The following is a 14,311-nucleotide window of genomic DNA, read 5'->3' on the forward strand; positions in this document are numbered from 1 at the left end:
CCCAATGCCGACACCGGGCCGACAACCGGGCTGACGCCGCACAGCTGCGCGCAAGATCTACGCCGGCACCGCGCCGGTACGCTGGAATCCGTCCACCAGCTCCACGATGCGGCCACGCGCCTGCATGTCGTGCAGCTCCCTCTGCAGCCGAAACACCCCCGGGTCCGGCTCGGGAGACGCCAGTGCCTTGCGCAATAGCACCGGCAGCCCATCCAGCTCCCGCAGCCACCATGCCGCACCGGCGGCCTGCAACCGCGCGGCGTGGTCGAACTGGTCGTAGTCCAGTGGATACACGATGGACGGCAGCCCGGCGGACAGGCAGGCGTACAGGATGCCGGCGCCGCCGTGGTGAACCACCAACGCGTAGCGATGCAGGTGCTGCGCATAGTCCACGTAGGGCAGACGCCGATAGTTGTCGCAGGCTGGCTGCAGCGGCGCGGCGGTATCGCCATCGCTGAAGTGGAACACCACCTCGGGAAACTGCGGCGCCAGCGCGCGCAGCACCGCATCCATGCGCTGTTTGACCCATTGCAGGTGCGTGCCCAGGGTCACCAGCACATGCCGCCGCCCGGCGAGAAACTGCGGTGCCTGCACGGCTGCCGGGGGCGTGCACAACTGCGGCCCGACAAAGCGCAGCGCGGCGGGCCAGCGCTGCGCGAATTCGAACGACGGCACGCCCAAGGCCAGGATGCACTGCGGCGAGTACACCGCCTCGCTGCCATCGTTGCGGTACAGCGCCGGCAGTCCGCAGGCCCGCATCTGCCGCCGGTAGCAGGCATGCAGGGTGCGCTTGAAGCCGCGGGTGAGCCGCCGGGCAATCGCATGCCAGGCACGCTGGCGCAGCGTAGTCGCAGGCAGCAGACCACCGAAGTAAGCCGGCGGCCCGTCGCCGGTTTCGATCACGCAGGGCGACGGCATGCTGGTCCACCAGGCGATGCCCATCGCCTGCGCCGCCAGCCCGGCACTGGGCAGGGTGAAATCGGCGATCACCAGATCCGGCCGCCGCGTGCGCCAACGCGCCTGCAACGCATCGCCCACCTGCGCCATCAATCCCAGCGCGTCATGCAGCTGCCGGCGCAGACGCACGGGGTGATGGCCGACCGCATGCGGCGGGTTGGCGATCTCCAGCAACACGCGATCGGCGTGCGCATCCAGCACGCCTGCGCCGCGCAAGCCACATGCCTGGATACGCGCCTGCGCAGCCGGCGTGCTGATCACGTGCACGTCGTGATGCGGCGCCAGCTGCCGGGCGATGGCCACAATCGGATGCAGATGCCCGCTGTACGGCGGGGCGACCAGATCAATGCGCATGCACCCTGCCCCGCAACGTCTGCTGGACCATGGCGACGAAGGCCTGGCACTCCGACAGCACGTCAGCAGTGGTCAGGTAATCCATATGCCCGCAGGCCGGCGCCAGTTGCACCGGCCCACGAAACAGCGCACGCGAAATCCAGTCGCCGCGCCCCTGCACGCTATGCAGATGCGCGAACGTAGCCGGGTTGCGGCACACCGGGCCGTAGGCGAACACGGCCAGACGCGCGCGCAGCTCCTGCGGCAGCTGCAGCGCGGTGAGCACCTGCAACCCGCAACTGCCGGCCAGCAGCACCGTCATCGGCGCCTGCGCGAGCAAGGCCTGCACGCTCATACGATCGCTATGCGCCACGCGCGCCGCACGCGCGGCCAGGTATTGGCGTGCGTTGGAGACGCTGGCGCGCCACAGCGCAACGCGACGGTGCGGCGCCATGTCGCTGCGGTATGGGTAATTGCATGCGATCAACTGCCGGTCATCGCCGTGCAGCTGCTGTAGAAAATCGCGTTGCTGTCCGCTCAATGCGCAGCTTGCCGGATCGCTCTGCCCGGTGAGGAAGGCGATCTGCAGTGGCGACGCGTCACTGCGCACGGAAGCGACCATCTGCCAGCACGCGGTAACGTCGCGTGCGCCAGGCGATGCTGCGTACGCAGGCCGCGTGCAGCAGGTGCAGCGGCTGCAGGCATTCGGCCAGGACCGACAGCACCGGCCGATGGCGTACCGCCCCGGTGCTGCGCCACTGCACCACACACAGCAGCAGCGCACGCAGCAGCAAGAGCGTCGCCCCGCATGCGATGGACCAGCCACCGGGCTGCACGCAGATGCCGAGCAACAGGGCCACCAACAACACCGGCGGCAACCCCTGCAGCACCGAGATGGCACCGGCGATACCGATGCGCTGACGGCGCAGCAGGATCAAGGCGAACAGCATCCAGCGATGCATCTGACGGGCATAGCTGGGCAGATCCGGCATGGCGGTGCGCATCGCCACCGGGGCGATGGATTGCCGGATGCGGCCACCACGGTCGCGCACCAGGGCGGCCACGGCCAGATCGTCGGTGAGCTGGTCCAGCACGCCGCCAAGACCGCCCCAGGCACGCAGGCGTTCGGTACGCGCGGCGTAGCACATGCCGTTGATGGTCAGCGGCGCGGCGAACGGCAACCAGCCCAGGTAGGTGAGCGCGGCATTGTTGTTGACGAACTGCGCCAGCAGCCGCCCGGCCAGGGTGTCGCTGTCGCGGTAATGCGGCAACGCGGTGACCAGGTCGGCGTGCTGCAGATCGCGCAGCAACTGCGCCAGCGCCGCTGCGCTCAGCTGCGCATCGTCATCCAGCACCAGGCTGATCGGCGCCTGCACCTGCGCAAGCGCCGCCTGCAGCTTCCACGCCTTCGGATTGAGATCCGGCGGCGCGGCGGGCACCTGCATGCGGGTAATGCGTACCTGCCGATACTGCGCCACCAGCGCATCGGCCACCGTGTTGCCGGCGCGGTCGTCTGCGTCCAGCAGCCACAGGAAATGCGCCTGCGGCAACGCCTGCAGGTTGGCGGCCAGCACCTGCTGCAGATGCGCGTCGCCCCCCAGGATGGGCTGCAGGATCGTCACATCCGCCTGGCTGGCTGCAGCGTCGTGCAATGGCGCCATGCGTGCGCGGCGTATCACCCACACCGCCGCGACGGTCTTGACGATGAGCAGGACCAGATAGAGCACAGCCAGGGCCGACACTAGGCCCATTGCGCCGCCTGCCAGCGGACGAACGCCTCCACGCCCTCGTCCAGACCGACACTGGGCGGGCCCAGATCGGCCAGCGTGCGCTGCGGATTGAAGGTCTTGGAATACGCGAACACGCCCACGCCGAAGCGCGTGATCGGCGGCTCGCTGCGCAACCGCAGCAAGCGATACGCGCCTTCCACCACGCTGGCCATGCGCAGCGCCGTGCCGATGCGCACCTCACGCTGCGGCAGCGGCAAGTGCAGGCGTGCCAGCACATCCAGCAACAGTTGCTGCACGTCCACCGGCTGCGCATTGGTGAGGTTGTAGGCGCGCTGCAGCTGCGGTGCGGTGGCAGCGCGGTAGAGGTAATCGCACAGCGCATCGATGTAGATCAGATCGCCGATCACCGGCCGGGTCTGGCCGACAAAACGCGGCAGCGCGCCCTTGCGGGCCGCCGCGATCACGCGCGGAAACAGCACCGTATCGCCCGGCCCGAACACCGCACGCGGGCGCAACACCGACCATTGGCCCGGATACGTCTCAAGCAACGTTTCACCCAGGTACTTGGTCTGCGCATAGGTGCTGACGAAGGCCGGGCCGATGGGGCTGTCCTCATCCAGGTCGTACTGATGTTCCTCGCGATAGAACACCGAACTGGACGAGACATACAGCAGGCGCGGGCAACCGTGCCGTTTGCAGAAGTCGATGACGTTGGCGGTGGCCTGCACGTTGTGCTGGTGGAACTGCGCGCGGGTTCCCCACGGCGACGCCAGCGCGGCCGCATGGATCACCACATCCGGTTGCCAGTCCAGCGCGAACGGCTGGCTCAGATCGATGCGGTGATAGTTGGGCAGCGCGCTCGCGCGCCGACCGATGCCATGGATCTCCACACCGGGCCGCCCCTGGAAACGCCGCAGGAATGAGCCGCCGACAAAACCGGATGCACCGGTCACGAGAATGCGCAGGCTCATCGCCACTCCGGTTGATAACGGTCAAGACTGGGCTGGCAGTGCGAAGGCAGGATGACCAGCTCCGGATGCGCCTGCGACAGGCCGTGCAGCTGCCGCACGGTGCGCTGGAAGGCAGCCCAGTCGTGCATCACCAGGCGGGTGGGCCACGCCGGCCATTGCAGTGTCTTCCAGGTTGCCGACGACCACACCGCATCTGCGCACAGCAGCACCTGGCGGTCCTGTTGATCGCGCAGCCACAGCCCCATCTGCCCCGGCACATGGCCAGGCAGCGGCACAGCGAGCACGCTGCCGTCTTCGAACAGATCGTAGGCACTGCCCAGGCCCTGCCAGGCACCGGTCAATGCACGCTGCGGCGCCTGTTCGGCGAACTGCATGCGCCGATCGAAATCGGCCGGCAGCAGCTGCGGCAACAGCGCGCGGCGCAACCCGCCCAACCGCGAACAGCCACGCATCTGCGCATAGTCCGCGCGCAGACAGATGAAACGCGCGTTCGGCAGATCGCGCAGGCCACCGATATGGTCGGCGTGGAAGTGCGACACCAGGCACCAGGCGATCTCGTCCAGCTGCACGCCGCGACGCGCCAGTTGCGCGCCCAGGGTTTCGTGCGCCGGCAGCGTCACCGGCGTGGTCCAGCGGTACAGGCGTTCCGGCCACGGATCGGTGGCGCGGAAAAAATGCTCCGCATAGCCGGTGTCGTAGAGCAGCGCACCGCGCTGCGGATGCCGGATCAGCACGCTCAAGGCCGGAAACTCGACCGCATGCCAATGCCCATCGGCGCGCACCATGCGCTCGCAATGCCGGCAATGGCCGATGCGCAGCAGGTCGAGGGAAACGCGCGGCGCCATCAGTAGCGCAACACCATGCCGCCGATCGCCAGGCCGGCGCCGGTGCCGAGCAAGGCAACCAGCTCGCCGCGCTGCAGTTGCCGATCCACCACGGCATGATGCAAGGCATGCGGCAACGAGGCGGCCACCTGGTTGCCGGTGGTCGGCAGGATGCGCACCACCTGCCCGGCATGCAGCCCCAGCGCGCGCACCACATGATCCAGGCCGCCACCGGAGGCCTGGTGCGGCACCAGCCAGCGCAACGCGGTGGCCGCAACCCCTGCCTCGTCCAGCAGCTGCGTCCAGAACGCCGGCAGGTGACGCGCGGCAAACCGATACGCGCCGCGGCCATCCATCCAGAACAGGCGCGGGGCTGCGGGTGCGCTTGCTTCTCCGTGCGGCGCGCGGGTGCCGCCGCCGCCGATGCGGCACAGGTCCGCGCCGTTGCCATAACTGGCAAGGCGGCTGGACAGCAACGCCGAGTCCTGGCCTGCACTGCTGCGCCCGACCACGACCGCGGCAGCGCCATCGCCGAACAATCCCGCGGTACCGGGGTGGGCATCGTCCAGCCCGGCCGAGGCCACTTCGCTGGAGACGATCAACACGCGCCGATAGCGGCCCAGGGCCAGCGCACTGGCGGCCATGTCCAGGGCCACCAGGAAGCTCAGGCAGGTGGCATTGACATCGAATGCGGGAATGCCGGAATCGCCCAACCCCAATGCGCGCTGGATCAGCACCGCCTGACAGGGAATCGGTTGCTCCATGACCGCACAGGCCGAGATCAGGCAATCGATCTGGCTGCCATCGATGCCGGCATTGTCCAACGCCTGCCGCGCCGCGGCCGCTCCCATCGACGATGCCGTTTCGCCCTCGCCCACGTAGTGGCGGGTGACAACGCCCAGGCGTGCGGCCGTGGTTCCGGCCGGCAACTGCCAGCGCGCGTCCAATTCGCTCGAGCTGACTTCGCGCGACGGGACATGGCGTCCGGTGCCCAGGATGCGCAGCGGCAATGCGTTCAACACGAAAGCTCTCGGCAAAGAAGGCGCGCAGCATACCGTGGCAGGAGCGGCCGGCCTAACCCCGCACGGCCAGTCGCCCTGCCCGATCGCAATGCCATCCGGGCGGCGCGCGACACGGCTGCGGCGACGGGCGCGGCAAGCGCCGCTCCAAACGGCTGCAAGCACTGCACAACCCATATCGCGGGCGCACCGCAGCAGGCACTGGCGTGTGCAGACGTGCCTGGGACGCGCGCGCCGCCCTGCGCTTCAGGCGATCAAGGCGCCTCCACCTCGTAGCCGAGCGCCTGCAAGCGGGCCAGATAGCCGTCTGGCGCGGTCAAGCGACTGATCGGCAACACCGCAAAGGTGCTGCGATTGCGCTGCAATGCGGCGCTGGCGATGCCGAGCCAATGCTCGCGCATGCGCCGCTCCAGATCGTCGATGCCGCGCTTCCTGGCCGCTTCGGAACTGGCCATCGCGCTCATGCACGCCGCCTGCGGATCTTCCCGCGGCAACTGGCGCAACGCTTCGATGTCGCCCACCGACCAGGCATTGGCGCGTTCGACCATGGTGGGGAGATCGCGCTCCACCGTTACCAGGATGCTGCGAAAGCAGGCAGTGTCGTCCATGCCGCCGGCGCGAAACTCCTTCAGCGCCTGCCGCGGGTCGGTGATCTTGTAGTCCAGCGCGGTCGGTGTCGGCTTGATACCAGCACGCTTGGCGGCACGCTCCACCACCGACCAGATCACCGGCGAGCGGGCCAGACCCGATCGTTTCAGCGCCGCCTGGTACAACTCGCCAGCGGCCAGCATCGGGCGTTTGCGCTCCACGCCGCGATCGTTGCCGATGTAGCGGGCCTTGGCCACGCTCCAGCGCGCGTAGAGATCGGGCGGCAGCACCTGCCGCAGTTCGCGGCCATCGGCGTTCTTCATTGCCTTCATCGCCGACGGCAGCAAGGTGAGTTTGCCGAAGAACCCCATGTCCGCATCGAGCTGCACGGTCGGCGCCATCAGCACCTGTTGGGACTGGCCGATGATGGTTTCCACTTCACTCGCCTGCCATTGAAGGCGCTTGGGCAACGGCGACTGCGTGCCCAGGATCCACAAGACGTGGTCGCCCTTGCTGACCTTCCACAAGCCGGGCCCGGGCTGCACACCGCGTACCACCATCGCTTCCAGATCCACCACTGGTGGTGGTGCCGGCGCCGTCTTCGGCGGCGGCGCTTCGCTGGCCGCCGCCAGCAGCGACACCAACATCACCCCTACTCCCCACCCCACTGCCCTGTGTCGCATCGCGCATCGCCCCCTGTGTGAGGCGGACATTACGTGAAGCCGGCACCCGCCGCGTTAGGGAAGCGTTGCACCGGGCCCGGAGTGCGTGACTGACATCAGCGCGGGGCCAGCGTTGCCAGATGCGCTGCCAACGTCGACGCGGGATCGAGGAGCGCAAACCCTTCCCAGACGAAGCCCGGCGAGACCGTGCATCCCACCAGGGTGAAGTCGCCCAGCGAACGTGCCGCCTGCCACTGCCCTGCCGGAACCACCTGCATCGGCTCCCCGCGTTCGGCCGCGTCCAGGATCAGCCGCTGCAGCTGTCCGCTGGCTTCGTCGTAGAGCAGCAACTTCAGGGCGTCGCCCTGCTGCCACTGCCAGGTTTCCTCGGCATCCACACGGTGCCAGGCACTGCATTCGCCTGCAGCGAGCAGAAACCGGATGGCCGTCATCGCCGGACGGGCGCGCCCGTCGTCGATCACCTGACGGGCAGAGGCGTAAACGCGACGGAAATGCCCGCCTTCCGGATGCGGGGCCAGGTCGAGCGAGCGGATCAGGGCAGCAGCAGTGGGATGCATGCCCGCATGCTAGGGCAGCAGCCGTCGCCTTGCATCAAGGCAGATGCTTACCCGCGCGCAGGCAGGTGCGGAAAAACACCAGCAAGTCCCAGCTATAACGCTTTAGCAGGCGACGCGGCTCGTTGAGCAACCGGTACATCCACTCCATGTGCAGCCGGCGCACCCAGTCCGGCGCGCGCCGGGCAGTGCCGGACAGGAAGTCGAGCAGCGCACCGACGCCGAACACCAGGGGGACACGCAGCGCCTGGCTGTGGTCCAGAATCCAGCGCTCCTGCAAGGGGTTGCCGAACGCCACCAGCAACACATCGGCGCCGGACCGATTAATGCGCTCGGCCAGACCTTCGCCGGCGGCGGCAAACTCGCCATAGCCATCGCACATGCCGACCACCTGCTGCCCCAACGTTCCGGTCAAGGTTGCCGCCGCCGTCGCACCGACGCCCGGGCGTCCACCCAGCAGGAAGAACTTCAATGGCTGCGCGCTTTGCCGGCACAGGTATGGGATCAGGTCGGTACCGTTGAGGTTGCCGGCGAAGCGGCGGCCATGAATCAACCGTGCCGCCAGATCCATTCCGATTCCATCGTTGACGATGCGCACACTGGGTTCGCGCATGCGCATCCGCAACGTCTGGCACTGCACGACGAAATTGGTATTGGCAAAGAACACCCTGCGCGGTTGTTGCGCCGCCAACGCATGGAACAGGTCCAGCGCGAAGGCTTCCTGGGTCGTGGACAGCACCGGAAAGCCGCCCAGTGGAATCACCACGCCCGGCGGCGCCTCGACGGCGGCGGGAGTGGTGTCCACATCCATGCGCTGGCTCTGCATCATCGAATCACCAAAGGTCGTAAGGGAAGGCAGCCAGCAAGCCGGCCTGCAGCTTTTCCACGTCGAAGCTGCCATTGCCGCCCAGTGCCAGGCACTCTTCCACGGTGTTGCCCGAATGCCACTGGGTGCGCCCGGTGCCGTAGTAGTAGTCGTCGTACTTGAAGCGATCTTCGCCGTTGCCCCAGTCCAGATACACCGCCGGGATGCCGTAGGCCTCGGCCAGGATCAGGCCATGCAACGAACTGCTGACCACCAGCTCGGCGCCCAGCAGCCGGCTCATGAAGGTCGCCGGCTTGACGTTCGGGAACACCAGGTGGTCAGCGTAGGCGCTGTATTTTTCAACCGGCTCGTTGAAATGCGGAACGATCGCGAACGGCCGCTTCTCCACCGGGCCCATTGCCTCGGGCGGGAAGAACATCGGGGTCAACAGGCCCGGGTCGCCATAGACTTCCGGCACCGCGATACCGCGATCCAGCAGGAATTGACGGGTCTTGGGACCGCGCACCGCGCGCACGTCCAGCGTGCTGAAGGTATTGCGCTCGGCGGGAATCTTGCCGTTGATGCCGCTGCCCCAGACGGTGTCGCCGTCTTTGGCGAAATGCAGCACCGAACCGATCGCGATCAGCTTCTTGCTGAGATCGCGCTTTTCGATCAGCGTCTTGTCCTGCAACGACAGCACACAGGACACGATCACCTTGGAGAGGTGATCGCCCATGTTGACGCCAGCGTTTTTCGGCTGCCACCAGAACAATGCGCGACGTTCTGCGTGTTCTATCCACTTCTGCAGCAAAGCGTTGGCCATTACAAAGGGTCTCCTGTGTCCAAAAAACGTGCGAGGTGCGCCGCATCGGTCAATGCGAGAGCGCGGCCTCCGAGGAAGCACGCGCGGCGGCGCCGGTGTGCTGCGGATACAAACGGGTTTCCGGATACGCGGCCGGATCCAGCACGCGGTCGGTGGTGTCCGACCAGTTCAGGCACTGGCGGTAACGCACATGCGGCGCATCCAGCGCCAGGCTGATCGCGGCAACGATCGACTCTGCATTGCCGGGGGTATAGCCAAAGCGGGACTGGTACGGCCCGACCACGGCGTTGGGGCACACGGCCGGCAAACCAAAGAAGTCGTACTGCAGCAGCTTCATCGAGCTGTCGGCCAGGTAGATCGGCACCTGTTCCGATGCGTATGGCGCAATGCCGAAACGCGCGTGCTTGATGTAGCCGATGGTCTCGGCGTGTTTCATCTCACCATAGACCACGACGTTATCGCCATAGCCCGGATGCCTGCCCATGCCTGAGCCGATCACGTGGAACGTGACCTGCGGAAACGCCTTGCTGGCAACCACGAAAAATTCCGGATCGAACAACATCGACCCCACCGCCACAGCATGAATTCCCTCGCCATACGGCGATGGGTCTCCCAGTTGATCGAGGTTGTGATCCACCCCATGGCCAACGTGGTAGACATTGTCGCGGCTGGCGATTTCGTCTGCCATGGCCGGCGAGACCAGCGCAATCACGTCGAGCGTCGGCGCCACCCGATCAAACTCACGTTCGATATAGGACGCCACGTTGATCGTGCTCAGGCCGTCGGATGCACGGTACACCAGCTTTGCCGCGGGATTGGTGCGCTTGGCGAGCTCGATGAACGCCACCGCGATACCGCTTTCGAACACGATCACATCGGCTTCGCGCATCCAGTCGAGCAACTGGCGCGGCGGATGCGCCGCATACCAGCGGAACATCGCATCCTCCACCGACTGCAGCCAACTCCGCCGCGTATTGAAGGGGTGCACCGTGGTGCGCCACAGATAGCAATCGACGCCCTTGTGCGAGACCACGGTGTTGGCGGTTTCATCCAGCGGCAGGCGCATGTCGCCCTTCATCCGCGACAGGCGGCTGTAGCGCAGCGAGAAGAACCGCGTGGTACCGCGCTGCGCGAGCTGATCGGTAATGAAGTGGATGTTGGCGCGGCGCGGCGTGCGGTAATCGTGGGCGGACAAGACCAGGTAGCAAGGCCGGCGAATGCCGGAAGCAGCGGCGGCGGGTGTGTCGCTCATGGGCCGTGTCCTATGAATGAGTGAGAGAAAGCATGCCCGACGACAGGCGAAGACGATGTCGATCTCATCGGCGCGCCTTGGCCTGTGTCAGCAACTTGCGGATATTGATGATGGAGACCACGTCGCGACGGAATGCCGGCCAGATGCCCAGCATCAGCAGGCAGACCGCGGCCATCACTGCAGCGCCAACGCCCAACTGCTGCCACAACGGGCCACCCACGGTAACCGACGCGTAGTAAGCGCAGCCGCCGGCAAGCCCATAGGCCGTCATCGCACGCACTGCGTTGATGAATAGCGCGCCGACCGGCGTGTCGGAAATCTTGCCGACCCAGATCAACGACAGCGGCCAGGTCACCAGCAGACCGAAGGAATACCCGATCGCCACACCCATGGCGCCCCAGCGCGAACCGACGAAGATGCAGGCGATCAGCACGATGCGGCTCACCAACGAGAACAGCAGCTGCTGCCGCATCAATCCCCTGGCCAGGAACACCCAGTAGGTGGCGTACGACGCGGTCTGGAAGATGCCACCCAGCGCGAGCACCTGGAACAATGGCACTGCCTGGCGCCATTGTTCGCCCAGCACCAGCACGATCAACGGCATCGCCACCGCACAGGCGAACGAGAACAGCGCCACGATCAGGTGCACCATCACCGTCTGGCCACGCAGCAGGAACGCGCTGAAACGTTCACGGTCGTCCTGCAGCTGCGACAGCACCGGCAGTGCCACGCTGGTGGCCGGTGCGTTGATCTGGTTCAACGGCATCATCAGCAGCTGGAATGCGCGGTTGTACAGGCCCAGCGCATCCGGGCCGGTACGCCAGCCGATGATCACCTGCCCCACGTTGCGGCTGGCATACCCCAGCAATTGCGCCGCCATCAGGTTCCAGCCGAAACTCATGAAGTCGCGCATCGGCGCCGCGCGTTGGTAGCCGCCCGGCAACCAGCGTGCGCAACTTGCAGCGATCACCAGGTTGACCACCGCCTGCACCACCTGCTGCACCACCAGCGCCCAGTAACCCCACCCCAGCAACGCGGCAGCCACCGCCGCGCCCAGGCCCAGCACCTGCGAGCCCACATCGCTCAGCGCCACCTGCCCGAAGCGCAGCCCGCGGCTCAGATGCGCGCGGTACTGCGTGGTCATGCCATTGATCAGGAAGGTCACTGCCAGCGCCTGGGAGATCGTGACCAGTGCCGGCTCTTTGTAGAAATTGGCAATCAGATGCGCCGACGCGAACACCAGCACCGACAGCCCCAGACCGATGCCGCTATTGATCCAGAACAGGTTGTCGCGCTGTTCGCGGCTGACGTGCTTGGCCTGGACCGCAGCGGCCGACAGGCCGAAATCACGCAGGATTTCCGCGGCGCCGACAATGGCGGTGACCATCGCCATCAGGCCGTAATCGTAGGGCGTCAGCAGTCGCGCCAGCAGGATGATGCCGCCGAACTGCACCACCATCTTGGCCGACTGGCCCAGCATGGTCACTGCGGCACCGCCGGCGGCACGCGAACCGAGACTGCGCTGCGGCGGCGCGGGAGTCGGCGGTGTAGGCGTTTGGGCGGTCACAGCGCAGCGTCTCCATCCTTGCCCAGCGCTTCCAGATAGGTGCGGTAGTGCAGCTGCCCGATACGCGGCCAGTCGCGCTGCGACAGATCCGGTGCCGGTGCGCGCGGCGCCGCGCGCACCTTGTCCAGCATGCCGGTCAGCAGCGCTGCATCGAAGTCGCCCTCATACAGGAATACCCAGCCTGGCCCCACTTCGTCGGCGATCGCCGCATTGGATTCGCTCCACGGCGCCAGCACCGGCCGCGCCAGCGACAACGCCAGCAGCAGGGTGCCGGAGTTGTGCATCTGCCGGTACGGCAGTACCACCAGTTCGGCTTCGCTGACTTCGCGCGCCAGCACCGGCTCTTCCACGTAGGCCAGCAGTGCGGTGATGCGCGGATCCTGCACGCACGCATCTTCCACCAGGGTCCGCATCTGCGGTGTCGCCGGGTTGCCGACGATCCGCAGATTCAGGCGCGGGTCGCTCACCTGCTGCATCACGTCCAGCAACGTTTCCACGCCCTTGTACGGGCGGATCAGGCCAAAGTGCAACAGCCGCCCGGGAACAGTGCTGCCCTGGGGCATGGACGCGAACCAGTCGCGGTAATGTCCATGCAGGATGGCGTCGGTGAACGGCGGACGCGGCGGCGTGGTCGCATTGATCCGGATCCAGCGGCGGGTGAGCCGATCGATCCAGCGCAACAGGCTGCGTTCGCGCCAACCGCGATCTTCGTGCGGCGCCAGGTTGTGCAAGGTCCGCACGACCGGCGTGCCGGTCACCTGCAATTTGAGCAGCAACAAGGCCGCACACATCTGCTTGGCCAGCGTTCCCGCGGCGCTGGGATGGCGCAGCAGATACTCCGGCCAATGCAGGTGCAGTACGTCGTAGTGCGATAGCAACGCGGCGCGCATCGAGAAAAAGCGCGGTTGCACCGCGTCAGGGAGCGCGTCATACAACTGGGTCAGATACGGATTGGTGTTGGCGTTGGGCTGCTCGGTCGAGAACAGCACCGTGAGCTGCGGCTTCGCCGCCGCTGTGGCTGCGGGCGCGCTCATCGCCGCGTCTCCTGCGGGCGCGGCGTGCCCAATGCGATGTGGTACTCGTCGACGTAGCGCCCGACCACGTGCTTCCAGTCGTACCGGCTCACATAGGCCATGGTGGCCGCGCGACGGCTTGCAAAGTCCGCGTCTGCCGTCAGCGCCAGCGCCTGCACCTGGTCGGCCGCCGCCTCGATGCGGTCGCGGTTGACGATCACGCCCTGCCCCGATTCGGTGGCAAGCCGCACGAACGGCGGGATGTCGCTGAGGATGGGAATCAGCCCCGCGCTCATGGCCTCCACCGCGGCGATACCGAAGCCCTCGTGACGCGACAAGCATACGAAGAACTGCGCCTGCTGCATCAGCGCGCGCAACTGTTCCTGCGACGGCGACATGCTCAGCTGCACCTTGTCCTGCAACCCGCGCTCGGCAATGGCCTTGCGCAGGTCGGCCTCATTCAGATCGTACTCGCGGCCGGCGATGATCAGACGCCACTGCGGGTCGCGCTTGAGCGCAGCCTGCAGCAACTCCAGGGTTTCGATCAGGCCCTTGTTGACCGACCAGCGACCGAAATACAGCATCGTCCGGCCCGGCGTTGCAGCGCCCTGCCCCGCATATTTCTCTACATCCACGCCGTTTTCGATCACGCGCAACCGCGCCGGCGAGACCACCTTGGCGAACAGGTCGCCGTCGTTTTCGCTGGTTGCAATGACACGGCAATACGCCAGTGCCGAGGTACGCGTCAGGGTCTGGAACCACAGCTGCTTCATGCGCGAGGCGTAAGCGGTGTGAAAGAAACCACCATGCGTGGACACCACCATCGGCTTGCGATGCAAGGGCTTGGTCAGCGCCAGATAGTCGTAGAAAAAATCGATGCCATGCAGATGCACCAGGTCCGCAGAGCGGATCGCACTCAGCACCGAGGGCGCCAGCGGATAACGCGACGAACCACGGTAGCCGATCCGCTGGATCGGCAGACCCTGGTAGGTTTCCTGCGGCGCCAGCTGTGCACCCGGATCGGTGAACACGCGATCGAGCGTGACCACCTCCACCGTGTCGGCACTGGTGGCCTGATGCTGGCGGGCCACATTGAGAACGACTTCCTCCATCCCCCCGATCGACGGGTGGAATTGGCGGACGACATGCACCACTTTCATTTACGCCAATCTCCTGTGCCAGCGACGCGCAC

General features: G+C 66.5%; 14 protein-coding genes. All 14 read right to left on the minus strand.

Features of this window, described 5'->3' with window-relative positions:
• Window positions 1-57: 57 nt before the first annotated feature.
• Window positions 58-1,311: a glycosyltransferase gene (locus A7D17_RS10200; protein ID WP_064508969.1), complete on the minus strand. Its 1,254-nt coding sequence runs from the start codon at window positions 1,309-1,311 to the stop codon at window positions 58-60.
• Entirely contained in the window at window positions 1,301-1,912 is a 612-nt protein-coding gene (locus A7D17_RS10205) for a hypothetical protein (RefSeq protein ID WP_064508970.1), read from the minus strand. The genes A7D17_RS10200 and A7D17_RS10205 overlap by 11 nt, the downstream gene beginning before the upstream one ends.
• On the minus strand, window positions 1,890-3,041 hold the full coding sequence (locus A7D17_RS10210) for a glycosyltransferase (protein ID WP_064508971.1): 1,152 nt from the start codon (window positions 3,039-3,041) through the stop codon (window positions 1,890-1,892). The genes A7D17_RS10205 and A7D17_RS10210 overlap by 23 nt, the downstream gene beginning before the upstream one ends.
• Entirely contained in the window at window positions 3,032-3,991 is a 960-nt protein-coding gene (locus A7D17_RS10215) for an NAD-dependent epimerase/dehydratase family protein (protein ID WP_064508972.1), read from the minus strand. The genes A7D17_RS10210 and A7D17_RS10215 overlap by 10 nt, the downstream gene beginning before the upstream one ends.
• Window positions 3,988-4,836: an MBL fold metallo-hydrolase gene (locus A7D17_RS10220; protein WP_064508973.1), complete on the minus strand. Its 849-nt coding sequence runs from the start codon at window positions 4,834-4,836 to the stop codon at window positions 3,988-3,990. Before A7D17_RS10220 ends, A7D17_RS10215 begins: the two co-directional genes overlap by 4 nt.
• Window positions 4,836-5,834 (minus strand): 3-oxoacyl-[acyl-carrier-protein] synthase III C-terminal domain-containing protein, encoded by a 999-nt coding sequence (locus A7D17_RS10225; RefSeq protein ID WP_064508974.1) that lies wholly within the window; start codon window positions 5,832-5,834, stop codon window positions 4,836-4,838. The genes A7D17_RS10220 and A7D17_RS10225 overlap by 1 nt, the downstream gene beginning before the upstream one ends.
• A gap of 254 nt (window positions 5,835-6,088) precedes the next feature.
• On the minus strand, window positions 6,089-7,105 hold the full coding sequence (locus tag A7D17_RS10230) for a TraB/GumN family protein (protein WP_064508975.1): 1,017 nt from the start codon (window positions 7,103-7,105) through the stop codon (window positions 6,089-6,091).
• A 95-nt stretch (window positions 7,106-7,200) separates the two neighbouring features.
• Window positions 7,201-7,662: a cupin domain-containing protein gene (locus A7D17_RS10235; RefSeq protein ID WP_064508976.1), complete on the minus strand. Its 462-nt coding sequence runs from the start codon at window positions 7,660-7,662 to the stop codon at window positions 7,201-7,203.
• Window positions 7,663-7,696: 34 nt separating this feature from the next.
• Window positions 7,697-8,488: a WecB/TagA/CpsF family glycosyltransferase gene (locus A7D17_RS10240; protein ID WP_064508977.1), complete on the minus strand. Its 792-nt coding sequence runs from the start codon at window positions 8,486-8,488 to the stop codon at window positions 7,697-7,699.
• A 4-nt stretch (window positions 8,489-8,492) separates the two neighbouring features.
• Window positions 8,493-9,287 (minus strand): polysaccharide pyruvyl transferase family protein, encoded by a 795-nt coding sequence (locus tag A7D17_RS10245; protein WP_064508978.1) that lies wholly within the window; start codon window positions 9,285-9,287, stop codon window positions 8,493-8,495.
• 49 nt (window positions 9,288-9,336) lie between these two features.
• On the minus strand, window positions 9,337-10,539 hold the full coding sequence (locus A7D17_RS10250; protein ID WP_064508979.1) for a GumK N-terminal domain-containing glycosyltransferase: 1,203 nt from the start codon (window positions 10,537-10,539) through the stop codon (window positions 9,337-9,339).
• A gap of 64 nt (window positions 10,540-10,603) precedes the next feature.
• Complete coding sequence (locus tag A7D17_RS10255) at window positions 10,604-12,106, minus strand: lipopolysaccharide biosynthesis protein (RefSeq protein ID WP_064508980.1); 1,503 nt, start codon at window positions 12,104-12,106, stop codon at window positions 10,604-10,606.
• Window positions 12,103-13,140: a glycosyltransferase gene (locus A7D17_RS10260; RefSeq protein ID WP_064508981.1), complete on the minus strand. Its 1,038-nt coding sequence runs from the start codon at window positions 13,138-13,140 to the stop codon at window positions 12,103-12,105. The genes A7D17_RS10255 and A7D17_RS10260 overlap by 4 nt, the downstream gene beginning before the upstream one ends.
• A complete protein-coding gene (locus tag A7D17_RS10265; RefSeq protein ID WP_064508982.1) occupies window positions 13,137-14,279 on the minus strand; it encodes a glycosyltransferase family 4 protein in 1,143 nt (380 codons plus the stop codon). The genes A7D17_RS10260 and A7D17_RS10265 overlap by 4 nt, the downstream gene beginning before the upstream one ends.
• Window positions 14,280-14,311 lie beyond the last annotated feature (32 nt).

The sequence above is a fragment of the Xanthomonas floridensis genome (assembly GCF_001642575.1).
GTDB lineage: Bacteria > Pseudomonadota > Gammaproteobacteria > Xanthomonadales > Xanthomonadaceae > Xanthomonas > Xanthomonas floridensis.